The 21,601-nt window shown below is 72.5% G+C and carries 20 protein-coding genes and 1 riboswitch; of the genes, 7 read left to right on the top strand and 13 right to left on the bottom strand.

Features of this window, described 5'->3' with window-relative positions:
* Window positions 1–51: 51 nt before the first annotated feature.
* Genes hisG through ABS735_RS10990 form a run of 6 tightly spaced genes read right to left on the bottom strand, consistent with a single transcriptional unit; the run spans window position 52 to window position 4,304 of the window.
* A complete protein-coding gene (gene hisG / locus ABS735_RS11015) occupies window positions 52–909 on the bottom strand; it encodes an ATP phosphoribosyltransferase (protein WP_373906278.1) in 858 nt (285 codons plus the stop codon).
* Window positions 910–961: 52 nt separating this feature from the next.
* On the bottom strand, window positions 962–1,234 hold the full coding sequence (locus ABS735_RS11010) for a phosphoribosyl-ATP diphosphatase (RefSeq protein ID WP_007447430.1): 273 nt from the start codon (window positions 1,232–1,234) through the stop codon (window positions 962–964).
* A gap of 33 nt (window positions 1,235–1,267) precedes the next feature.
* Window positions 1,268–1,753: a 6,7-dimethyl-8-ribityllumazine synthase gene (ribH, locus tag ABS735_RS11005; protein WP_003977385.1), complete on the bottom strand. Its 486-nt coding sequence runs from the start codon at window positions 1,751–1,753 to the stop codon at window positions 1,268–1,270.
* A gap of 21 nt (window positions 1,754–1,774) precedes the next feature.
* Window positions 1,775–3,064 (bottom strand): bifunctional 3,4-dihydroxy-2-butanone-4-phosphate synthase/GTP cyclohydrolase II, encoded by a 1,290-nt coding sequence (locus tag ABS735_RS11000; RefSeq protein WP_373906279.1) that lies wholly within the window; start codon window positions 3,062–3,064, stop codon window positions 1,775–1,777.
* Complete coding sequence (locus tag ABS735_RS10995; RefSeq protein WP_373906280.1) at window positions 3,061–3,705, bottom strand: nicotinamide mononucleotide transporter family protein; 645 nt, start codon at window positions 3,703–3,705, stop codon at window positions 3,061–3,063. The genes ABS735_RS11000 and ABS735_RS10995 overlap by 4 nt, the downstream gene beginning before the upstream one ends.
* Entirely contained in the window at window positions 3,702–4,304 is a 603-nt protein-coding gene (locus ABS735_RS10990) for a riboflavin synthase (RefSeq protein ID WP_373906281.1), read from the bottom strand. Before ABS735_RS10990 ends, ABS735_RS10995 begins: the two co-directional genes overlap by 4 nt.
* Window positions 4,305–4,458: 154 nt before the next feature.
* A riboswitch (FMN riboswitch) is annotated at window positions 4,459–4,589 on the bottom strand.
* 203 nt (window positions 4,590–4,792) lie between these two features.
* Here ABS735_RS10990 and ABS735_RS10985 point away from each other — a divergent pair.
* The gene (locus ABS735_RS10985; RefSeq protein WP_373906282.1) at window positions 4,793–7,186 is read left to right on the top strand and encodes a chitinase C-terminal domain-containing protein; all 2,394 of its coding nucleotides are present in this window, start codon (window positions 4,793–4,795) and stop codon (window positions 7,184–7,186) included.
* A gap of 337 nt (window positions 7,187–7,523) precedes the next feature.
* The gene (locus ABS735_RS10980) at window positions 7,524–8,288 is read left to right on the top strand and encodes an SDR family oxidoreductase (RefSeq protein WP_373906283.1); all 765 of its coding nucleotides are present in this window, start codon (window positions 7,524–7,526) and stop codon (window positions 8,286–8,288) included.
* Window positions 8,289–8,752: 464 nt separating this feature from the next.
* Here ABS735_RS10980 and ABS735_RS10975 read toward each other — a convergent pair whose 3' ends face one another.
* The gene (locus ABS735_RS10975; protein WP_373906284.1) at window positions 8,753–9,952 is read right to left on the bottom strand and encodes an ROK family transcriptional regulator; all 1,200 of its coding nucleotides are present in this window, start codon (window positions 9,950–9,952) and stop codon (window positions 8,753–8,755) included.
* Between the two features lie 130 nt (window positions 9,953–10,082).
* Here ABS735_RS10975 and ABS735_RS10970 point away from each other — a divergent pair, with 130 nt between their 5' ends.
* Entirely contained in the window at window positions 10,083–11,294 is a 1,212-nt protein-coding gene (locus tag ABS735_RS10970) for an MFS transporter (protein ID WP_373906285.1), read from the top strand.
* On the opposite strand, the gene ABS735_RS10965 is transcribed toward ABS735_RS10970, so the two are convergent.
* On the bottom strand, window positions 11,254–11,712 hold the full coding sequence (locus tag ABS735_RS10965) for an acyl-CoA thioesterase (protein WP_373906286.1): 459 nt from the start codon (window positions 11,710–11,712) through the stop codon (window positions 11,254–11,256). The genes ABS735_RS10970 and ABS735_RS10965 overlap by 41 nt on opposite strands.
* Window positions 11,713–11,880: 168 nt before the next feature.
* Between ABS735_RS10965 and ABS735_RS10960 the strand changes: the two genes are divergently transcribed.
* Window positions 11,881–13,305, top strand: a complete 1,425-nt coding sequence (locus ABS735_RS10960) for a uracil-xanthine permease family protein (protein ID WP_373906287.1) — start codon at window positions 11,881–11,883, stop codon at window positions 13,303–13,305.
* On the opposite strand, the gene ABS735_RS10955 is transcribed toward ABS735_RS10960, so the two are convergent.
* Window positions 13,287–14,423, bottom strand: coding sequence for a glycoside hydrolase family 6 protein (locus ABS735_RS10955; protein ID WP_373906569.1), 1,137 nt, complete (start codon window positions 14,421–14,423; stop codon window positions 13,287–13,289). The two genes, ABS735_RS10960 and ABS735_RS10955, sit on opposite strands and share 19 nt — an antisense overlap.
* Before the next feature lie 173 nt (window positions 14,424–14,596).
* Between ABS735_RS10955 and ABS735_RS10950 the strand changes: the two genes are divergently transcribed.
* Together ABS735_RS10950 and ABS735_RS10945 are read left to right on the top strand one after the other, a co-directional pair.
* Window positions 14,597–15,292 carry a DUF5995 family protein gene (locus tag ABS735_RS10950; RefSeq protein WP_373906288.1) on the top strand — a complete coding sequence of 232 codons (696 nt, stop codon included), beginning with the start codon at window positions 14,597–14,599 and terminating at the stop codon, window positions 15,290–15,292.
* A gap of 111 nt (window positions 15,293–15,403) precedes the next feature.
* Entirely contained in the window at window positions 15,404–16,336 is a 933-nt protein-coding gene (locus ABS735_RS10945) for an LLM class F420-dependent oxidoreductase (protein WP_373906289.1), read from the top strand.
* A gap of 18 nt (window positions 16,337–16,354) precedes the next feature.
* Here ABS735_RS10945 and ABS735_RS10940 read toward each other — a convergent pair whose 3' ends face one another.
* Together ABS735_RS10940 and ABS735_RS10935 are read right to left on the bottom strand one after the other, a co-directional pair.
* Window positions 16,355–18,052: a flavin monoamine oxidase family protein gene (locus ABS735_RS10940; protein WP_373906290.1), complete on the bottom strand. Its 1,698-nt coding sequence runs from the start codon at window positions 18,050–18,052 to the stop codon at window positions 16,355–16,357.
* A 55-nt stretch (window positions 18,053–18,107) separates the two neighbouring features.
* Window positions 18,108–18,896 carry a carbon-nitrogen hydrolase family protein gene (locus ABS735_RS10935; RefSeq protein WP_373906291.1) on the bottom strand — a complete coding sequence of 263 codons (789 nt, stop codon included), beginning with the start codon at window positions 18,894–18,896 and terminating at the stop codon, window positions 18,108–18,110.
* Window positions 18,897–19,225: 329 nt separating this feature from the next.
* Here ABS735_RS10935 and ABS735_RS10930 point away from each other — a divergent pair, with 329 nt between their 5' ends.
* Window positions 19,226–19,783: a Repetin gene (locus ABS735_RS10930; protein WP_373906292.1), complete on the top strand. Its 558-nt coding sequence runs from the start codon at window positions 19,226–19,228 to the stop codon at window positions 19,781–19,783.
* On the opposite strand, the gene ABS735_RS10925 is transcribed toward ABS735_RS10930, so the two are convergent.
* Both ABS735_RS10925 and ABS735_RS10920 read right to left on the bottom strand, forming a co-directional pair.
* Window positions 19,731–20,975 carry an MFS transporter gene (locus tag ABS735_RS10925; RefSeq protein ID WP_373906293.1) on the bottom strand — a complete coding sequence of 415 codons (1,245 nt, stop codon included), beginning with the start codon at window positions 20,973–20,975 and terminating at the stop codon, window positions 19,731–19,733. The two genes, ABS735_RS10930 and ABS735_RS10925, sit on opposite strands and share 53 nt — an antisense overlap.
* 166 nt (window positions 20,976–21,141) lie before the next feature.
* Window positions 21,142–21,594: an Lrp/AsnC family transcriptional regulator gene (locus ABS735_RS10920; RefSeq protein ID WP_003977367.1), complete on the bottom strand. Its 453-nt coding sequence runs from the start codon at window positions 21,592–21,594 to the stop codon at window positions 21,142–21,144.
* Window positions 21,595–21,601: the final 7 nt, after the last annotated feature.

Raw genomic sequence — 21,601 nt, 5'->3', positions numbered from 1 at the left:
CGGGACGGCGGGCGGTCGAAGCCGGCAGACGAATCGGAGCCGGCGGGCTGGTCAGAGCCGGCAGGCGTGGATGGCCGTGGTCAGGATGGCCCGGGCGCCGATCTCGTACAGGTCGTCCATGATCCGCTGGGCCTCCTTGGCGGGGACCATCGCGCGGACGGCGACCCAGCCCTCGTTGTGCAGCGGGGACACGGTCGGGGACTCCAGGCCGGGGGTGAGGGCGACGGCCTTCTCCAGCTGCTCCACCCTGCAGTCGTAGTCCATCATCACGTACGTGCGGGCCACCAGGACGCCCTGGAGGCGGCGCAGGAACTGCTGGACCTTGGGCTCGGTGGTCTCGTCGGGCTCCGCGTCCGAGCGGCGGATCACGATGGCCTCGGACTTCATGATGGGCTCGCCGAACACCTCAAGGCCCGCATTGCGCAGGGAGGTGCCGGTCTCCACGACGTCCGCGATGACCTCGGCGACGCCGAGCTCGATGGCGGTCTCGACGGCGCCGTCCAGGTGGACGACGGAGGCGTCGACGCCCCGGTCGGCCAGGTGGGCGGCGACGATGCCCTCGTAGGAGGTGGCGACGGTGCGGCCCTTGAGGTCGTCGATGCCGTTCGCGGTGCCGGGCTTGCCGGCGAAGCGGAAGGTGGAGCGGGCGAAGCCGAGCGGGAGGATCTCCTCGGCGTGGGCGCCGGAGTCGATCAGCAGGTCCCGGCCGGTGATGCCGATGTCGAGCTTGCCGGAGGAGACGTAGATCGCGATGTCGCGGGGGCGGAGGTAGAAGAACTCGACCTCGTTGGTCGGGTCGACGATCCGCAGTTCCTTGGACTCGCGGCGCTGCTGGTAGCCGGCCTCATGCAGCATCTCCCCCGCGGGGCCTGACAGGGAACCCTTGTTGGGGACGGCGATGCGCAGCATGAGGTCGGCTTCCTTTGCGTGAAGGGGTGAGTGAAATGGGGAGAGCGAGGGTCTACAGGTGGGCGTAGACGTCGTCCAGGGAGATGCCGCGGGCGACCATCATGACCTGGACGTGGTACAGCAGCTGGGAGATCTCCTCGGCCGCCGCGTCCTTGCCCTCGTGCTCGGCGGCCATCCAGACCTCCGCGGCCTCCTCGACGACCTTCTTGCCGATGGCGTGGACGCCCTTGTCGACCAGTTCGGCGGTGCGGGAGGTGGCGGGGTCGCCGTTGGCTGCCTTGTGCTGGAGCTCGGTGAACAGCTCCTCGAACGTCTTCTTGGACATGATGGCCCCCACTTTACGCGTGTGCCGGACGGCCTAGCGCCACGGTTCGGATACTGAGCGGAGCGTGGCCGCCGTGGCGACGGCCGCGGTCACCGCCTCGTGTCCCTTGTCCTCGCTGGAGCCCTCGATGCCGGCCCGGTCCAGGGCCTGCTCCTCGGTGTCGCAGGTGAGGACGCCGAAGCCGACGGGGACGCCGGTCTCGACGGAGACCTGGACCAGGCCCTGGGTGACGCCCTGGCACACGTAGTCGAAGTGGGGGGTGCCGCCGCGGATGACGACACCGAGGGCGACGATCGCGTCGTAGCCGCGGCCCGCGAGGACCTTGGCGACCACCGGGAGCTCGAAGCTGCCGGGGACCCTGAGCAGGGTCGGCTCGTCGATCCCCAGCTCGTGCAGGGCGCGCAGGGCGCCGTCCACCAGTCCGTCCATCACCTTGTCGTGCCACTGCGACGCGATCACGGCGACCCTGAGGTCCCCGACGTTGCGTACGGACAGTTCCGGTGCACCCTTGCCGCTCACGTGTCTCCTCGTAGTGCTTGCTTACTGGTTGCCGCAGGTGGACACGGGGGTCGTGTCCAGCCAGGGCAGGTCGTGTCCCATCCGGTCCCGCTTGGTGCGCAGGTAGCGGAGGTTGTGCTCGCCGGCCTGGACGGGCATCGGCTCGCGGCCCGTGACCTCGATGCCGTGCCGTTCGAGGGCGTCGCTCTTGTCCGGGTTGTTGGTCATCAGGCGGACGGCGCGCACGCCGAGGTCCGCGAGGATCTGGGCCCCGGCGCCGTAGTCGCGGGCGTCGGCGGGCAGGCCGAGTTCGAGGTTGGCGTCGAGGGTGTCGCGGCCGCGCTCCTGGAGTTCGTAGGCGCGCAGCTTGGACATCAGGCCGATGCCGCGTCCCTCGTGGCCGCGCAGGTAGACCACCACGCCCCGGCCCTCGGCCTGGATGCGGTCCAGGGAGGCGTCGAGCTGGGGGCCGCAGTCGCAGCGCTGGGAGCCGAAGACGTCGCCGGTGAGGCACTCGGAGTGGACGCGGACCAGGACGTCCTCGCCGTCGCCGAGGTCGCCGTGCACGAGGGCGATGTGCTCGACGCCGTCGACCGTGGAGCGGTAGCCGTACGCCGTGAACTCGCCGTGCCTGGTGGGCAGACGGACCTCGGCCTCGCGGCGGACGGTGGGTTCCTCGCTGCGCCGGTAGGCGATGAGATCCTCGATGGAGATGATCGTCAGGCCGTGCTTGCGGGCGAACGGGATCAGCTCGGGCAGCCGCAGCATGCGCCCGTCCTCGCCGGCGATCTCCACGATGGCGCCGGCCGGGCGCAGGCCCGCGAGGCGGGCGAGGTCGACGGCTGCCTCGGTGTGGCCGTTGCGGACGAGTACGCCGCCGGGCCGGGCGCGCAGCGGGAAGACGTGCCCGGGGCGGACCAGGTCGGTGGGCTCCGCCGTACCGCTGGCCAGGAGCTGGAGGGTGGCGGCGCGGTCGGAGGCGGAGATGCCGGTGCTGACGCCGTGCGCGGCGGTGGCGTCCACGGACACGGTGAAGGCCGTCTTCATCGACTCGGTGTTGTCGTCGACCATCTGCGGGAGCCGGAGCCGGTCCAGTTCCCCGCCCTCCATGGGGGCGCAGATCAGGCCGCGGCACTCGCTCATCATGAAGGCGACGATCTCCTCGGTCGCCTTCTCGGCGGCGATGACGAGGTCGCCCTCGTTCTCGCGGTTCTCGTCGTCGACGACCACGACCGGGCGGCCGGCGGCGATGTCCGCGATCGCCTGTTCGACGGGGTCGAGCGAGAGGTCGTCGATGCCGTCGGGGCTGTAGAGGATGGGTGCCGTGCTCATGCGGGCGCTCCTTCCGGGACGGGCCGTGTCGCGTTGCGCGAGCGCAGCCACCAGTCGCGCAGGCCCCACAGGACGAGCGCGCCGTAGAGGACGTAGACGAAGCCGGAGAAGGCGAAGCCGTTGGCGAAGTTCAGCGGCACGCCGACGAGGTCGACCAGCAGCCAGGCGAACCAGAACTCGACCATGCCGCGGGCCTGGGCGTACATGGCGACGACGGTGCCGACGAAGATGTACGCGTCCGGCCAGGGGTCCCAGGACAGGGTGGGGTAGGCGGTGAAGAGGGCGCCCACCGCGAGGGTGCCGACGGCGGCCGCGGCGGCCAGGGCGCCGCGTTCGCGCCAGGTGGCGAACCGTACGGCGACGGAGCCGTCCTGCGTCTGCCGCCGGCCGCGGTTCCACTGCCAGAAGCCCCAGGCGGCGACGACCATGACGACGATCTGCTTGCCGGCGCTGCCGGAGAGGTGGGCGGTGGCGAAGGCCGCGAAGAGGACGAGCCCGGAGACGAACTGCACGGGCCAGGTCCAGATCGAGCGGCGCCAGCCGAGGGCGAGGCCGAGCAGACCGATCACGTTGCCGATCATGTCCGACCACTTGATGTGCTGGTCGAAGAGCGTGAACGCCTCGGAGTTGAGCCAGTTCACCGGGTGCCTCCCTGGGCGGTGAGCAGCCGCTCGACGTACTTGGCGATGACGTCGACCTCGAGGTTGACCGGGTCGCCGGGCTGCTTGATGCCGAGCGTGGTCAGGGCGAGGGTGGTGGGGATGAGGCTGACGGTGAAGAAGTCGGGGCCGGCGTCGACGACGGTGAGGCTGATGCCGTCGACGGTGATGGAGCCCTTCTCCACGACGTAGCGGGCGAGGTCGGCGGGCAGGGAGATTTTGACGAGCTCCCAGTGCTCGGAGGGCTTGCGCTCCAGGATCTCGCCGGTGCCGTCGACGTGGCCCTGCACGATGTGGCCGCCGAGCCGGGCGCCGACGGCGGTGGGGCGCTCCAGGTTGACGCGGGAGCCGACGGCGAGGACGCCGAGGCTGGAGCGGTTCAGGGTCTCGGCCATCACGTCGGCGGTGAACTCGTCGCCCTCGTGATCGACGACCGTGAGGCAGACGCCGTTGACGGCGATGGAGTCGCCGTGCCGGGCTCCTTCGGTGACCACGGGGCCGCGCAGCCGGAAGCGACAGGCGTCGTCGAGGGTCTCGACGGCGGTGATCTCGCCCAGCTCTTCGACGATTCCGGTGAACACTTCCCGGGTCCTCCTGCCTCTTCGGGCACGGACTCCGGGGCTGTCGACGAACGACAGAAGGGACGAGCGGAACACCGGGAACGACGACGCCGGACGGGACCCGCCCGTGAGGGGCGTGCCCCAGAGATCGGCGGCGCGCACGTGTGCTCGCCCGCCGCGCACTGCCTCCCATCCGGACTTTAACCGTCGGTCCAGGAATTTCACCTGGTCAACCGGTCGCTGGAGGCGACCGGGTCGCGGACTGTAACCGCCGGTTCGGACTTTCACCGACCCCGGAGTGCGCTGCTTCTGGTACAGGGCCAGTGTGCCACGCCTGATCCACCTTCATGCGAACGGAGCGTGTGGAGTGGCTCACAGGGCGGTCATCGCATGGCTCGGAGGCCCCAACTGGGCCGCTGTGCCGGCACCTTGAGATTGGTCCATACCTATTGACTCACTGGTCTAGTCCTCTCTACTGTCTGCGCAACTTCCGTGGAGAGGAACCGACTGTGCCTTCCCCGTCACGCTCCAGATCCCGCCACAGAGCCGGGCCGGCCCTGTTCGCGGCGGCCGCCGCCGTCGCCGGCCTGCTGCTCGCCGGTCTCCCGGCGACCGCGTCGCAAGCCGCCGACCAGGGGTCCTGTCGACCCGACGGGCTCTACGAGACCCCCGGCGTCGACGTCCCCTACTGCTCGGTCTACGACTCCGCGGGCCGGGAGAAGATGGGCGCCGACCACCCGCGCCGGGTGATCGGTTACTTCACCGGCTGGCGCACGGGCAAGGACGGCAAGCCGGCCTACCTCGCCTCGGACATCCCGTGGGACAAGATCACCCACATCAACTACGCCTTCGCGCACGTCGACGGCGGCAACAGGCTCTCCGTCGGCGCGGACGGCGAGAAGAACGCGGCCACCGGCATGACCTGGCCCGGGGTCGAGGGCGCCGAGATGGACCCGGACCTCCCCTACAAGGGCCACTTCAACCTGCTGGGCAAGTTCAAGAAGCAGCACCCGGACGTCAAGACGATGATCTCGGTGGGCGGCTGGGCCGAGACGGGCGGCTACTTCGCGGACGACGGCTCGCGCGTGGACTCGGGCGGCTTCTACTCGATGGCCACCAACGCCGACGGCTCGGTCAACCAGGCCGGCATCGACACCTTCGCGGACTCGGCGGTCGACTTCGTCCGGAAGTACGGCTTCAACGGCGTCGACATCGACTACGAGTACCCGACGACGATGAAGGACGCGGGCAACCCGCTCGACTGGACCTTCGCGAACGGCCGCCGGGCCGGGCTGGTCAAGGGCTACGCGGCGCTGATGAAGACGCTGCGCGAGAAGCTCGACCGCGCGGGCTCCGCGGACGGCAGGCACTACCTGCTCTCCGTGGCCGCGCCGTCCTCCGGGTACCTGCTGCGCGGCATGGAGACCTTCCAGGTCCAGAAGTACCTGGACTACGTCAACATCATGTCGTACGACCTGCACGGCGCCTGGAACGAGTACGTCGGTCCGAACGCCTCGCTCTTCGACGACGGCAAGGACGCCGAGCTCGCCTCGGCGGGCGTGTACACCACCTCCCAGTACGGCGGCGTCGGCTACCTCAACACGGACTGGGCGTACCACTACTTCCGCGGTTCGATGCCCGCCGGGCGCATCAACATCGGCCTGCCGTACTACACGCGGGGCTTCAAGAACGTCACCGGCGGCACCGACGGGCTCTGGGGGAGGGCTCCCTCCACGGACTGCCCGGCGGGCTCGGGACTGACCAAGTGCGGTGACGGCGCGGTCGGCATCGACAACCTGTGGCACGACTTGGACGACAACGGCAAGGAGTCGCCCGCGGGTTCCAACCCGATGTGGCACGCCAAGAACCTGGAGAAGGGCATCGTCGGCGACTACGTCACCGACTACGGCTTCCCGGCCGACACGAAGCTGACCGGGACCTACGCCCGCAAGTACGACGCCACGCTGGTCGCGCCCTGGCTGTGGAACGCCGAGAAGAAGGTGTTCCTGTCCACCGAGGACGAGCAGTCGGTGCAGGCCAAGGCGGACTACGTGGCCGACCGCGGCATCGGCGGCACGATGGTCTGGGAACTGGCCGGCGACTACGTCTGGGACGCGGGCAAGGGCCAGTACGTGCCGGGTTCGACGCTGACCGACACGATGTACCAGGCGTTCAAGGACGCCTCCCCGTACGGCGCGAAGCGGGCCACGACCGACATGCCGGCCGAGGCACTCGACGTCGACGTGGAGTTCGGGCAGTTCCCGCTCGGCGACTCCAACTACCCGATCAGCCCCAAGCTGAAGATCACCAACAACACGGACACGGCGCTGCCCGGCGGCACCGAGTTCCGGTTCGACTACGCCACCTCCGCGCCCGGCAACGCCAAGGACCAGTCCGGCTGGGGCACTTCGGTGATCCACAGTGACCACACGGGCGGCAACGTGGGCGGCCTGAAGGGCGATTACCACCGGGTCTCGCTGAAGCTGCCGGCCTGGCAGTCGCTGGCGCCGGGCGCTTCCACGACGGTGGACTTCGTGTACTACCTGCCGGTGTCGACGCCGTCGAACTGGACGGTGACGTTCGACGGGAAGACGTACGCCCTGGCGGGTGACCTCGCCCGGGGCACGACCGTCGTGGACCCGGGGACGCCGACGCCCACGCCGACGGACACTCAGTCCCCGACGCCCACGCCTACGGACACCCAGTCCCCGACGCCCGGTCCGAGCCCGACGGACGGCACCGGGCAGTGCACCGCCCCGGCCTGGGACGCGGCCGCGTCGTACGGCGGTGGCACCACGGTGTCCCACCAGGGGCACACGTGGAAGTCCAAGTGGTGGACGAAGGGCGAGGAGCCCGGCACCACCGGTGAATGGGGTGTCTGGCAGGACCTCGGCGCCTGCTGACCCCCACCCGAACGGGCCCGGCGGCGGTGACGAAGGCCCTTGCCCGCCGCCGGGTCACCCCAACGCACCCTGCCGGGCTCCGGCAGGGTGCGGTCATGCCCACCGCGACCACCCCGGGCACCACCGGCGCATGCGTCGGCCGAACGCCTCCCTCCGCAGCGACGGCAAGGACACCGCACTCGCCTCGCGGACGGCACACTGGGATACGCAGGCCGTCAGCCGGCCCGGCCGTGGGAATTCCGCCCCGGCGTCGTCACAATCCGCGGGTGCCGGCGGTCCCGGCTGACGGCAGGGTGCTCCACCCGGGAGCCCCCGCGTCCGACAGGGGCTGAACAGCATGACCACGATCCTGGTGACCGGCGGCACCGGCACGCTCGGTCGGCTCGTCACCGAACGGCTGCGCGCCGACGGGCACGAGGTGCGGGTGCTCAGCCGGCACAGCGAGCCGTACGCCGTCGACCTGCGCGAGGGCGGCGGCGGCCTGGACACGGCGCTCGCCGGCGTCCACACGGTCGTGCACTGCGCGACCACGCAGCGCGGCGGGGACGAGCGGTCGGCCGTGAACCTGATCGCGGCGGCGCGGCGGGCCGGGGTGGCCCATCTGGTCTACATCTCGATCGTCGGCGTCGACCGGGTGCCGCTCGGCTACTACCGGACCAAGCTCGCCGTCGAGAAGCTGGTGGAGGAGTCGGGCCTCGGGTGGACGGTGCTGCGGGCGACCCAGTTCCACGACCTGGTGGTGCAGGTGCTCCAGCCCCTGGCCAAGATGCCGGTCGTGGTGCTGCCGGCCCATGCCTCGGACCAGCCGGTGGAGGTGGCGGAGGTCGCGGACCGGCTCGCCGAACTGGCCCAGGGCGCGCCCGCCGGACGGGTGCCGGACATGGGCGGTCCCCAGGTGCGCACCTTCGAGTCGCTGGCCCGCGCCTACCTGGGCGCGACGGGGCGCCGGCGGGCCGTGGTGAACGTGCCGCTGGCGGGGAAGACTTACCGCGCGTTCCGCGAGGGCGGGCACCTCGCGCCCGGGCACGCGGTCGGCAAGGGGACGTTCGAGGAGTACCTGGCGGCGCGGTTCGGCGCCGGGGAGGACGGGCGGCGCGGATGAGCAGACGGGCGGGGCTGCGGGCGGGACCGGGACTGCTCGCGGCGGTACTGGTGTGGCTGGCGGCGGACGGCACGGCGTTCCGGGAGCCGGGCCCCGCCGGGCGGCGGTCAGCACCCTGGGCACGTCCGTTCCCCGGTCAGCACCCTGAGCGCGTCCGTTCCCCGGCCGGGCCCTGAGCGCGTCCGCTCCCCGGCCGGGCCCTGAGCGCGTCCGCTCCCCGGCCGGGCCCTGAGCACGTCCGCTCCCCGGCCGGGCCCTGAGCGCGTCCGCTCCCCGGCCGGGCCCTGAGCACGTCCGCTCCCCGGCCGGGCCCTGAGCACGTCCGCTCCCCGGTCGCCGCCGGCAGCGAGCGTCCCGGCGGCACGTCCCTGCCCGCCGTTCCACCGGTACGGGCCCTCGCCCCGAGCCTCCAGGGGATCCACCCCCCGTCGGCGTGCGACCCGCCCCGCCCGAAGCGCCGCAGGCTACCGCTCCGGCGGTGCGAAGAGGTCGTCCTGGGCGCGGTCGCGGGCGGTCAGCAGGGCACCGCGCAGCACCGCGCCGCCGCCCAGGGTGCTGGGCCGCACCTCCGTGGCCAGCGGGGACATCCGGCTGAGGCGGTGCTGGACACGGTCGGCGAGGGCGTCGGCGCCGGCCCGGCCGATCTCACCGGCGAGGACCAGGCAGCCGGGGTCGAGGACGGAGACGACGGCGGCGGCGCCGAGGACGACGCGGTCGGCGAGCGCGTCGAGGAACCGCTCGGCGGCCGGGTCGCCCCCGGACGCCGACCGGCGTACCGCCTCCCGGACCAGCGCGGCGGCGTGCGGCTCGGGGCCGGTGGACGGTGCCGTCACCCCGTGCTCCGCCGCCAGGGCGGTCACCGCCGCCGCCCCCGCCACGGAGTGGAAGCCGCCGTCGCAGTCGGTGGCGGAGGGCAGGCCCGCGGTGCCCGGCACCGGCATGAAGCCGATCTCGCCCGCGCCCCCGGAGACGCCCCGGCGCAGGGTGCCGTCGAGGACGACGGCGGCGCCGATGCCGAGGCCGAGCCACAGCAGGACGAAGGTGTCCCGGTCCCGGGCGGCGCCGTCGCGCTGTTCGGCGAGGGCGGCGAGGTTGGTCTCGTTCTCGACGCCGACCCGCGCCTCGGGGAACTTCTCCTGGAGCGCGGCCATCAGCCGGCGGTGCCACTCGGGCAGCCCCGTCGAGTCGCGGAGCTCGCCGCCGGCCGGGTCGATCAGGCCGGGCACGCCGATGCCGACGGTGTGCAGCCCGTCGGCGCCGGCCTCCTTCACCGCGCACTCGACCAGGTTCACCGCCTGCTCCACCGCGGGACCGGTGCCGGAGTGGTCGTCGATGGGCACGGACGCCTCGGCGAGGACCCGGCCGAGCAGGTCGGAGACGAGCACGGCGACGCCCTCGGTGCGCACGTCGAGGGCGGCGAGGTACGCGCGTTCGGCGACGATGCCGTACAGCTTGGCGTTGGGCCCGCGGCGCTGCTCGCCGGACTCCCCCGCCACCTCGATCAGCCCGGAGGCGGTGAGGCGTTCGACGAGGTCGGCGACGGTGGGCCGGGACAGGCCGGTCAGGTTCTTCAACTGCCCTGCCGTCAACGGGCCCTCCCGCTGGAGCAGATGGAGGGCGAGCCGGTCGTTGATGGCCCGGGCGGTGCTCGGGGATGCGGGCATGCCGGGATCCTTCCAGATCGGCGGCGCGGGGGCCCACGCCGGTAATCCACTATCTATCAGGCAGGCTCCCTGATAGTTTACGGCGCGCTGCCGCGCACTGCCGCGGACCGAGGACACGGAGGGGTGGACCATGAGCACAGGGACCTACGGGCGAGGCGAGGTGAAGCGCGCCCGGTACGCCGTGGCGGCCGTGTTCGCCGTGCACGGCTCCGTCACCGGCTCCTTCGCTACCCGCGTGCCGTGGATCCAGGACCACGCCGACGTGAGCGCGGGCCAGTTGGGGCTGGCGCTCGCCTTCCCCGCGCTCGGCGCCTCCCTCGCCATGCCGCTGGCCGGCCGCGTCACCCACCGCTTCGGCGCCCGCGCCGCCCTGCGCGCCCTGCTGGCGCTGTGGACGCTGGCGCTGGTCCTGCCCTCGCTCGCCCCGAACCTGATCACCCTGTGCCTCGCCCTGTTCGTCTACGGCGCCACTGCGGGCATGTCGGACGTGGCGATGAACGCCCTGGGCGTCGAGATCGAGAACCGTCTCGACAAGTCGATCATGTCCGGGCTGCACGGCATGTGGAGCGCGGGCGCGCTGATCGGTTCGGCGGCCGGGACGCTCGCCGCCCACCTGGGTACCGACGCCCGGACGCACCACGTCCTTGCCGCCGCGGTGCTGACCGTGACGGGCCTGGTCGCCTGCACGTGGGTGCTGGACCTCCAGCCCGCCGAGGACGAGGATCCGCCGCCGCGGTTCGCGCTGCCGCCCAGGTCGGCGCTGCTGATCGGCGCGGTCGGCTTCTGCGCGGTGTTCGCGGAGGGCGCGAGCCTGGACTGGTCGGCGGTCTATCTGCGGGACGAGCTGGAGACCTCGGCCGGTCTGGCGGCGGCGTGCACGACGGGCTTCACGCTCACCATGGCGCTGACCCGGCTCGTCGGTGACAAGGTGGTGGACCGGTTCGGCGCGGTGCGCACGGTCCGCGTGAGCGGTGTGCTGGCCACCCTCGGCGGCCTGCTGGTCGTGGTCGGGGGCCGTCCGGCGGTGGCGATGACCGGTTTCGCGCTGATGGGACTCGGGATCGCCGTGGTCGTCCCGCTGTGCTTCGCCGCGGCCGGCCGGGCCGGCTCCAACCCGAGCCTGGCCATCGCGGGCGTCGCCACCATCACGTACACCTCGGGTCTGGTCGCGCCGGGCGCGATCGGCGGTCTTGCCCAGGCGACCAGCCTGGTGGTGTCCTTCGGTCTGGTGACCGCGCTGGCCTGCTGCCTGGTGGTGTTCGCGCGGGTGCTGCGGGCCGGGGACCGGAACCGTCCGAAGATCAGTCCGCCGGTCGCAGAAGTGCCCGGCCGGCAGTCCTGAACGCCTCGCTCCACGGCGCCGGGCGCAGCGTCCGCGCGTCCAGCCGGACCAGCACCCGGGTACCGCGGGCGTAGGTGGTGGCGCCGTCCGCCGAGCAGAACCGGAAGCCGTAGGTCAGCCCGGTGGTGCCGAGCCGGTCGAGCCACAGGTGGACGGCGTACGCGCCCGGCCGGGTGACCGGCGCCTCGTAGCCGATCGTCAGTTCCCTGACCGCGTTGCAGGCGTCGCCGGCCGCCTCCCAGTCGCCCTCGTACCGGACGCCGTGCCCGGCCCACAGCTCGGTCCAGGCCCGCTCGACCATCACGGGGTAACGGGCGTTGTGCAGCAGCCCGAGCGCGTCCAGGTCGTCGAAGTGGACGGTGACGGGGACGAGCCGGCCGTGGGACAGGACGGGCGCGGTGGGGGCTTCGGCGGTCACGGGCGGGACTCCTGGTCGTGCTCGGTTGTGCTCACGTACGGCGGCTCCCCTCATCCTAAGCGGACGCTCAGGACGCCCGTCGGGGAAGGGTGCAGGTCAACCGCACGGCCGGGCACCCCTGACAATGGTCCGGACAGTCCTCACGTACAGAGAAAGCGAAACCTCACCATGGACCTCGGCGTGCGCTGGAAGCTGCACGGGGACGGGAAGGTACCCGCCCCCGGAGCGGTGGTCCGCCCCGACGAACGGCTCTCGTGGCCCCGCACGGCCGGGCTCGGCGCCCAGCACGTGGTGGCCATGTTCGGGGCGTCCTTCGTGGCTCCGGTCCTGATGGGCCTCGACCCCAACCTCGCGATCATGATGTCGGGCGTGGCGACCGTCATCTTCCTGCTCGCCACCCGCGGCCGGGTGCCCAGCTACCTCGGCTGCTCGCTCTCCTTCGTCGGCGTCGCCGCGGTGATCCGGGCGCAGGGCGGCACCAGCGCCACGGTGACCGGCGCGGTCCTGGTCGTCGGCCTCGCGCTGTTCCTGGTGGGGCTCGCCGTGCAGCGGTTCGGGGCGCGGATCATCCACGCCGCGATGCCCCCGGTCGTCACCGGCGCGGTGGTGATGCTGATCGGCTTCAACCTGGCCCCGGTCACCGCGTCCACCTACTGGCCGCAGGACCAGTGGACGGCGCTGCTCGTGATGCTGTTCACCGGTCTGGCCGTGGTGTGCCTGCGCGGCTTCTGGTCCCGGATCGCGATCTTCCTGGGGCTGGTCTTCGGGTACGTCCTGTCCTGGGCTCTCGACCGGATCTTCGGGAAGATCCACTCGGTGGACGGCAGCGGCAAGCTCACCGACCACTGGCGGCTGGACTTCTCCGCCGTGGGCCAGGCCGACTGGATCGGGCTGCCGTCCTTCCACGGGCCGAGCTTCGAGTGGTCGGCGATCCTGGTCGCCCTGCCGGTCGTCATCGCCCTGATCGCGGAGAACGCCGGGCACGTCAAGGCGGTCGGCGAGATGACCGGCGACAACCTCGACGACAGGCTCGGCACGGCGATCTCGGCCGACGGCATCGGCTCGGTGCTCTCCACCGCGGTCGGCGGCCCGCCCAACACCACGTACTCCGAGAACATCGGCGTGATGGCCGCGACCCGCGTCTACTCGACGGCCGCCTACTGGGCCGCAGCGGGCTTCGCGCTGCTCTTCGGCCTCTGCCCGAAGTTCGGCGCGGTCGTGGCCGCGATCCCGGGCGGCGTGCTCGGCGGGATCACCGTCATCCTCTACGGCATGATCGGCCTGCTCGGCGCCCAGATCTGGATCAACGCCAAGGTGGACATGCGCAACCCGCTGAACCTGGTGCCGGCCGCCGCGGGCATCATCATCGGCGTCGGCAACGTCAGCATGGAGTTCACCGACACCTTCTCCCTCAGCGGCATCGCGCTCGGCACCCTGGTCGTCATCACCGGCTACCACGCGCTGCGCGCCTTCGCCCCGGCCCACCTCAAGACACAGCAGCCGCTCCTCGACGAGGGCACGTCGTCGTACGACGCGAAGACCGAGAGCGGCGACGGCGGTGACGGCGGCGGGGCTCAACGCGCCAGGTCGTAGGCGTACGAGGGCGTGAACGTGCCCGGCTCGCCCTTGCAGCCGTCCGACTCCCCGGGCAGTTTGACCCACAGGTAGGCGTCGACGCGCCCCATGCCGGTGCTCAGGGTCGGCGCGCGGCCGAGCTTGCGGCCGGCCGGGTCGCACCACTCGCCGTCGGGCGGGGCGCCGTTGCCGTTGCGGCTGGTGTCGATGACGGCGCCGAGGCCCGGCGGACCGCCGAGGGCGTCGAGGACGGCGCGGTCGTAGGCGATCTCGTCGGCGGTGGCGTGGAAGTTGGAGACGTTGCTGAAGACGCCGTCGGAGGAGTCGGCCGAGGCGGCACCGGCCTGCTCGAGCCGGCCCGCCTGCTGGGCGGGCGCGTGCCAGCCGGAGTGGCCCGCGTCGTAGTAGACCCGGGCGCGGGGATCGGCGTCCTTCAGCACCCGGCCCGCCCGGGCCAGGGAGGCGAAGCGGTCGGCGCGCTCACCGGCGGACAGGCACTCGGACTGGGCGACCGAGTCGGGTTCCAGCACGACGATCACCTCGCCGGAGCCGAGCCCGGCGGCGAACCGGTCGATCCAGGCGTCGTAGGCGTCCAGGTCGGGCGCGCCGCCCTCGGAGTGGCCGCCGCAGTCGCGGTCGGGTATCGCGTACGGCACGAGGACCGGCACCCGGCCCTGGGCGGCACCCGCGGAGGTGACCGCGCGGACCCGCGCGGTGATGGTGGCCGGGGTGTGGTCGGCGAACCAGACGGCCGCCGGGTGGTCGGCGATCCGCGACGCGATGACGTCCTGGCGCGGGTCGTCGGGGTGGGCCCGGACCCAGTCGGCGACCTGGGAGTCGGGGTGCCGGTAGAGCCGGGTGGCGGCGGCCGTGGTCCGGGGCTTCTTCGCGGCAGGGGTCGCGGACGTCTTCGTCGGCGACGCGCCGGGACTCGCCTTCGTCGCCGTCGGCGAGGCGGAGGGGGACGGCGAGCCCGAGGGCGCCGCGGACGGCGTGCCGGGCGTCGATTCCCACCCCGGCAGCCTCGTCACCTGCGGCCGGGCCTGGTCCACGCCTCCGCCGCCGTCGTCGCCGAGCGCCGTCAGCATGCCGGTCGCGGTGCCCACCGCGACGACGACGGACGCCGCCGCGACCATCGCGCCCCGGCCGGCGGCACGCCTGCGCCGCGCCCTGCGAGCGGCCAGACGCCGGGCACGAAGGCCTGACACGTACGGTCCCCCTCCCCCGCGCGGCGGGCGCGTTCCCTCGTTTCGGGGAAGCGTCGGGCCCGCCGGCGCTGTCGTCAGCCTAAAGCTGCGACGCTGCCGCCATGGCGCACTGCGAGCAAGTCCCGACGGCCGCCTTGACGGTGGACACCGTCCTGTTCCGGATGCGCGCCCTCGACACGGCGCTGCCGGCCCGGGACGGCCTGGCGGTCTTCAACCGTGTCTACCTGGCCGTCACGGAGGCCGTCGACCGGCACATCGACGGCGGCCGGTTCGCGGACGCCGCAGCCGCGACGGCGCTGGACGTGCGGTTCGCGGAGCGTTATCTGGCCGCCGTGGACGCGGCGGAGGAGGACCGCCGTCCGCCCGCCTGCTGGCGCCCCCTGTTCCAGTTCCGCCGCCATCCCGGGGTACGGCCGCTGCAGTTCGCGCTGGCGGGCATCAACGCGCACATCGGCCACGATCTCGCGCTGGCCGTGGTGGACACCTGTCGTACGCTCGGCTGCGAACCCGTCGATCTGGAGGACGAGTTCGACCGCGTGGGTGATCTCCTCGTCTCGCTGGAGGAGCGCATCCGCGACGAGCTGATGCCGGGCCCCGACCTCCTCCGGATCGCCGACCCGCTGACCCATCTGCTCGGCTCCTGGAGCCTGGAGCGCGCCCGTGAGGCCACCTGGGCGGCGGCCCGCGCGCTGTGGGCGCTGCGCCGGCTGCCGGACGTCGCCGGGGAGTTCACCGAACGGCTGGACGCCGCGGTGGGCTTCGCGGGCCGCATGCTGCTCACCCCGCTGCCGGACTGATCCGGCCGGTGTTCGCGGTGCGCGCCCGGAACTCCCGTGCGATCGCTGTACGTTGAAACCGGTTGCGACCATGGGCAACATCGCACCCCGACTGCGAAGGAGCACCCCGCCATGACGACCCGGCTCGGACTCGGCCTCCCCCAGATGCGGCAGTACGACATCGGCAAGGACGTCCCCGACGTGGCACGCGCGGCGGAACGGACGGGCTACGAGAGCCTGTGGGTGTTCGAGCGCGCCCTGTTCCCCGAGCCCGCGACCCAGGGGCTGTACGGCGTCGAGGGCCTGCCCTGGCCGGACACGTACCGGAGCGTGGCGGAGCCCCTGGTCACCCTCGCCCTCGCCGCCGCGGTCACCGAACGGGCCCGGCTGGGCACGAGCGTGCTGGTCGCGCCGCTGCACGTCCCCTTCCAGCTGGCCAAGGCGCTGGCCTCGCTGGACGCGGCGAGCGGCGGCCGGGTGGTGGCGGGCTTCGGCACCGGCTGGTCGCACGACGAGTACGCGGCGGCGTCCGTGCGGCCGTTCGCCGAGCGCGGCGCCGCCCTCGACGAGCTGATCGGGGTGTGCCGCGCGGTGTGGGGCCCCGACCCGGTGGTGTACGACGGCGAGGTCACGAAGATCGCGTCCGCCGTGGTCGGCCCCAAACCCGCTCGGCCGATCCCGATCCTGCTGGCGGCGGGCGACAGCGGCCGGGCCCGGCGTCGCCTGGTCGACCACGCCGACGGCTGGCTGCCCACCGGCATCGGTGCCGAGACCGTCGCCGAGCAGTGGCGGCGGCTGCGGGACCTGGCCGCCGAGCGGGGCCGTACGGATCCGATCCGGACGGTGCTGCGAGCCAACCCCCGCTACAGCGCGAAGAACTACGAGGGCTCCGACCGCCGCCCGTTCCAGGGCGGCGTCGACCAGATCGTCGAGGACCTGGCCGCGCACGCCGAGATCGGCTTCGACGAGATCCTCGTCGACCTGCAGAGCACCACGCGCGACGCCGAGGAGCTCAAGGACGTCGCCGCCCAGGTGTACGAGAAGGCGAGGGCGGCCGGTATCTAGGCCGTCGAGAGGGAACTCCTAGTCCTCGGGGAGTTCTACCGGCGCGATCTCGTCGTACAGGTCGCCCGGGCCGGGGTTGGTCGCGTCGGTCTGCCCGCCGAAGTGGTGCATGACGCCCCAGACCGCGTTGAGCGCGGTCTGGACGGCTCCCTCGGCCCAGCCGGCCGTCCAGGAGATGTCGTCACCGGCGAGGAAGATGCCCCGCTTGTCCTCCGGCAGCCCCTCCTGCATGAAGTGGGTGAACAGGCGCCGCTGGTAGCGGTAGTGACCGGGCAGGTTGGCCTTGAACGCGCCCATGAAGTAGGGCTCGTTCTCCCAGGAGACCGTCACCGGGTTGCCGATGACGTGCTTCCTGATGTCGACCTTCGGGTAGATCTCGCCCAGCGACTTCAGCATGACCTCCATCCGCTCGTTCGCGGACAGCGGCAGCCACTTGAGGCTGTCGTCGCACCAGGTGTAGGAGAGGCAGATGACGGCGGGCTTGTCGGGTCCGTCGTCGAGCAGGTAGGTGCCGCGGGTCATGCGGTCGGTGAGCGTCATCGACATGACGTCCCGGCCCGTGTCCTCGTCCTTGTCCAGCCAGAACGGCCGGTCCACCGGCACGAAGAGCTTGGAGCTCTCCATGTAGTGGGTCCGCTCGATCGCGGTCCAGTGGTCGATGGGGAAGAGCGAGTCGTCGCAGGCGATCTTCGAGAGCAGCATCCAGGACTGGGCGGTGAAGATCGCCGCCCGGTAGGTGCGGATGTCGCCGTCGGCGTCGGTCACGGTGATGCGGTTGCCGGCGGTGCGGTTCAGCCGGGTCACGGCCGGACGGGGCTCGCCGTCCACGTGCAGGGACTTCAGCGAGGTGCCGTAGGGCCAGTGGACGATCTTCTCGGGCTCGCGCTCCCAGAGCCTGAGCGGCAGCTGCTGGGAGCCGCCGACGATGCCGCGGTGGTGGTCGTCGGCCTCCGTGTAGACGACGCGGAGGATCTCCAGGATGGAGTTGGGGAAGTCGGTGTCCCAGCCGCCGGTGCCGAAGCCCACCTGTCCGAAGATCTCGCGGTGCCGGAAGGACCTGAAGGCCTCGGAGTCGCACAGGAAGCCGTAGAAGGTCTGGTTGTCGAGCTTCTCGACCAGCTTCGCCCAGATCTCGCGGATGCGGGGGACGTCGCGCTCGCGCAGGGCGCGGTTCATGTCGGAGAAGTCGGCGCCCTCTTCGAGGCACTTGGCCCAGGCGTCGGCCACGTCCCGGTAGACCTGCGGCAGGTCGTCGAGCGTCTCGGCGTAGTGCGACTCGCCCTTGAGGTCCACGACGGTCGACGGCGTCGTCTCGGCCAGCGGGTTGGGGAAGGCCCGGGTCTCCAGGCCCACCAGGTCGATGTAGTGCTGCAGGGCGGTGGAGGACGGCGGGAAGCGCATCGCGCCCATCTCCGCGGTCAGTGAGGGGTCGCAGCCGTCGAAGCCGACGGTGCGCAGGCGGCCGCCGATCCGGTCGGCCTCGTAGACGACGGGCCTCAGGCCCATCTTCATCAGCTCGTAGGCGGCCACGATGCCGGACAGGCCGCCGCCGATGACGGCGACCTCGGTGCCGTGCTCGGTCGCGGGTATCTGGCCGAGTCCGGCGGGGTGGGCGAGGAAGTCGTCGTACGCGTACGGGAAGTCCGGCCCGAACATGGTGATCGGCGGCTGCTGCTCGTCTGCGTGCTCGATCGCGTTGGGCACGGTGGACGTCATGGGGTACGGACTCCTTGCACGGGTGGAACGGAGGGCAGGACGCGCGGTTCGGGGCTCAGGCGAGGGAGCCGTACAGGCCGGGGCGACGGTCCCGCAGGTACGGGTTGGTCTCGCGCGAGGTGGCGAGCAGGGCCGGGTCCACGTCGGCGAGGACCAGTTCCTCGGCGCGCCCGGCCCTGGCGCGGGCGACACCGTCGGGGCCCGCGAGGGTGGACAGGCCGACGAACTCGAACTCGCCCTCCTGGCCGACGCGGTTGACGTACGCGACGTACATCTGGTTCTCGAAGGCCCGCACCGGCACGACGGACTCGGCGACGAACTGGAACGGGTGCATCTGCGCGGTCGGGACGAGCAGCAGGTCGGTCCCGGCCAGGGCGTGGGCGCGGACGTTCTCCGGGAACTCCACGTCGTAGCAGATCATCAGGCCGACGGTGACGCCGTCGAGCCGGGCCTGCACGACGGGCTGCTCGCCGGGGGTGAAGTGGTCGCGCTCGAAGCAGCCGAAGAGGTGGGTCTTGCGGTAGCCCGCGAGTCGGGTGCCGTCCGCGGCGACGAGCTGGACGGAGTTGAAGACGCGCTCGCCGTCCCGCTCGGGGTAGCCGTACGCGACGGCCAGGCCGTGGCGTACGGCGATCTCCGCGACGGCGTCGGCCGAGTCGCCGTCGGCGGGCTCGGCGAGGACGCCGATGTCGTCGCCGACGGCGTATCCGGTCAGGAACAGCTCGGAGGTGACGAGCAGCGCGGCGCCCGCGGCGGCGGCACGGCCCGCGGCCTCGTCGAGGACCTTGAGGTTCTCGGCGGTGGAACCGGGGCGGCCGGAGCTCTGGAGCAGGGCGGTGCGCATGCGTGTTCCTCACCGGAAGGACGGGGGTCGGGGGGCCAGATAGACGGTACGGTCGGCGGACTCGGCCGGACAAGACGGACCTGTTGCGCGCCGGTGAGCGGATCGTTGCGTGCGTCCGGCGGCCCACGGCGATTCGTTGCGCGCCCCGGCGGGCCCTCCCCTCACCCCCGGTGGGCCCTCCCCTCATCCCCGGGAAGCAGACCCGGTCCGCCCTCCCCCGCCGCGCGGCGGAGACGGCTCCCGTCCCGCGCCCGATGTGCTGCGAGCACGGCGCCGGAACAGTGGTGACCGTTCGGTTCACCGGCTTCGATCCACGGGAGAGGACCGCCATGAAACGCCGTACCGCTACCGCCGCGCTCTGCGCCGCCCTGCTGCTCACCGCCGTCACCACGGGCGCGGCCGTCGCCTCCGGCCCGCACGGGGGCCCGCACGGCGGCCCGCCCCCGAGGGAGGCCGCCGCGCTCACCGGCACGGCCAAGCTGTACCGGTCGGCCGGGGACGACATCACCTTCACCTTCGACGCCCATCTGGCGGCCGAGGACGACGAGGACCCCCTCAAGGCCACCGGGACCTTCGAGTTCAGCCACTACCTGAACGGCAAGGGCGCACGCGCCGAGGCCGAGGTCGACTGTCTCCTGACCGGCGGCGACGTGGCCGTCGTCTCCGGCGTCATCACCGACTCCGACCTCCCCGGCGCCGAGGGCGAGCGGGTCGGCATCACGGTCCACGACCTGGGCCGGCACGACCGCCTCGGCTACAGCTGGGCGGCTATGGGCAGCCCCGCGGAGGGCGGAGAGCTGCCCCGGTGCGTGGGGTCGGCGCCCTTCGAGAAGGTCAAGAAGGGGACCGGCGACTTCGACGTCGTGCCCTGGCAGCCGCGGCTGTAGTCCGGGCGGCCCCGGCCAGCACCAGGACCGTCAGCAGGTACGGCACCGCGGACAGCGCGAACGCGGTGCCGTGCCCCCATGCCGTGGCCGCCGCCGCGTAGGCGCCGTAGGTGGCGAGGTTGCCCAGCTCGGTGCCGAGGCCCGCGACCGAGGTCAGGGTGGCCCGCCCGGTGTCGTCGATGCGCTGCTGGAGGCGGGCGTCGGCCAGCACGGTCGCCAGCTGGAACCCGCCGAAGGCGAGTGCCACCAGGACCAGGGCGACCGGGGTGCCGGCCAGGCCGCCCACGGCCAGCGCGAGTGCGGAACCGGTGAGGAGGACGGCGAACCCGTTGGTGGTCAGGCGCTCCGCGGCACCGGCCAGCAGGCTGCCGGCCGTGGCGCCGGCCCAGATCACCAGCAGCAGCCAGGGCACGGTCTCGGGCGCCACACCGGTGTCGCGGGCCAGCAGCGGCGTGTACTCGTCGAGCGCGCCCCACACCGCCGTCACGGCCGGCACGAGGAGCAGCGCGCCGCGCACGGACCGGTCGGCGCGGGCGTCGGCGAGTCCCGCGCGCAGGGTCGCGGACCAGCGCTCGCCCCGGCCGGAGGGTGTGCGGTGCTCGGGGAACCGGGTCGCCACCGCCGCCGCGGCCAGACAGGCGAGCACACTCGCCGCGCCCACGACGTCGTAGCCGCCCCGGGCGAACACCGGACCGGCCAGGCCCATGGCGGACATGGTCGCGGCGATGCCGATGGCCCGGGCCCGGCCCATGACGCGGGCGTACTGGCCGGCCGCGCCGGCCCGGTCGAGTTCGTCGTAGACCAGCGCCTCCAGCGCACCCGAGCCGAGCGCGCCGCCGGCGCCCCACAGCACGAAGCCGAGCGCGAAGGCGCCGTAGGAGGGCAGGAGCACCCACAGCGCGAAGCCGGCGGCGGTGAGCAGCGGGCCGAGGACCAGCAGCAGCCGCCGGGAGACGGCGTCGGCCCAGGCACCGGAGGGCACCTCGAGCAGTACGCCCGTCAGCGACCACAGGGCGAACAGCGAGGCCGTCTGCCAGACGGACAGACCGGTGTCGGCGAACAGCAGCGCGTACACCGGGTAGAGCAGGACGAACTCGTCACAGAACGCGGAGGCGTACAGCGTGCGCACGAGCCGACGGGTGGTGCCGGCGGGCGCGGTGGCGGCACGCTCGGGCGGAGGTGAGACGGTCATGAGGCCTTCCCGAGGGGGCGGATCGGACACCGGAGGTACGGCGTCCGGGGCGGCCCTCGGGAGGAGGCGCTACGGGTGACGCGAGTGGATCAATGTCGCCAGGTCATGGCATCGATGCTAGACGGCGGCGGACGTCCTGCCCACCGAATATCGCCTGCCCAGCGGTTTACGTGGGCGAGCCCGACGAGAAGCGCCGCAGCAGCGGGGAGAGCACCAGCACGGACTTGGTGCGCTCGACGAACGGCTCCCCGGCGATCCGCTCCAGGACCCGCTCGAAGTGCCGCATGTCGGAGGCGAAGACCTGGGCGACCGCGTCCGCGTCCCCGGTGACGGTGGACGCGGCCACGACCTCCTGGTAGCGCTCCAGGCCCCGCTGGATGGTCTCCGGCGAGGTGTTGCGGCGGCAGAAGATCTCGACGAACCCCTCGGTCTCCCAGCCGAGCGCGGCGGGGTCGACCCGTACGGTGAAGCCGGTGATGGCTCCGGTGGCGCGCAGCCGGTCCACGCGCCGTTTCACGGCGGGCGCGGACAGGCCGACCGACTGCCCGATGTCCGCGTAGGAGCGGCGGGCGTCCTCGGCGAGGGCGTGCACGATGCGTTCGTCGAGATCGTTCAGCACTGCGGGT

The organism is Streptomyces sp. MMCC 100, from assembly GCF_041538145.2.
Lineage (GTDB): Bacteria > Actinomycetota > Actinomycetes > Streptomycetales > Streptomycetaceae > Streptomyces.
The sequence above is the reverse complement of the archived record's forward strand: the minus strand, read 5'-3'. Positions and strand labels throughout refer to the sequence as shown.

Coding starts and splice junctions, on each gene's coding strand:
- ABS735_RS10970 (WP_373906285.1), top strand. CDS start 10,083: ATGAGCACAGGGACCTACGGGCGAGGCGAGGTGAAGCGCGCCCGGTAC.
- ABS735_RS10950 (WP_373906288.1), top strand. CDS start 14,597: ATGGCGCACTGCGAGCAAGTCCCGACGGCCGCCTTGACGGTGGACACC.
- ABS735_RS10935 (WP_373906291.1), bottom strand. CDS start 18,896: ATGCGCACCGCCCTGCTCCAGAGCTCCGGCCGCCCCGGTTCCACCGCC.
- ABS735_RS10975 (WP_373906284.1), bottom strand. CDS start 9,952: ATGCCCGCATCCCCGAGCACCGCCCGGGCCATCAACGACCGGCTCGCC.
- ABS735_RS10925 (WP_373906293.1), bottom strand. CDS start 20,975: ATGACCGTCTCACCTCCGCCCGAGCGTGCCGCCACCGCGCCCGCCGGC.
- ABS735_RS10980 (WP_373906283.1), top strand. CDS start 7,524: ATGACCACGATCCTGGTGACCGGCGGCACCGGCACGCTCGGTCGGCTC.
- ABS735_RS10940 (WP_373906290.1), bottom strand. CDS start 18,052: ATGACGTCCACCGTGCCCAACGCGATCGAGCACGCAGACGAGCAGCAG.
- ABS735_RS10945 (WP_373906289.1), top strand. CDS start 15,404: ATGACGACCCGGCTCGGACTCGGCCTCCCCCAGATGCGGCAGTACGAC.
- ABS735_RS11010 (WP_007447430.1), bottom strand. CDS start 1,234: ATGTCCAAGAAGACGTTCGAGGAGCTGTTCACCGAGCTCCAGCACAAG.
- ABS735_RS10930 (WP_373906292.1), top strand. CDS start 19,226: ATGAAACGCCGTACCGCTACCGCCGCGCTCTGCGCCGCCCTGCTGCTC.
- hisG (WP_373906278.1), bottom strand. CDS start 909: ATGCTGCGCATCGCCGTCCCCAACAAGGGTTCCCTGTCAGGCCCCGCG.
- ABS735_RS10960 (WP_373906287.1), top strand. CDS start 11,881: ATGGACCTCGGCGTGCGCTGGAAGCTGCACGGGGACGGGAAGGTACCC.
- ABS735_RS10955 (WP_373906569.1), bottom strand. CDS start 14,423: ATGGTCGCGGCGGCGTCCGTCGTCGTCGCGGTGGGCACCGCGACCGGC.
- ABS735_RS11000 (WP_373906279.1), bottom strand. CDS start 3,064: ATGAGCACGGCACCCATCCTCTACAGCCCCGACGGCATCGACGACCTC.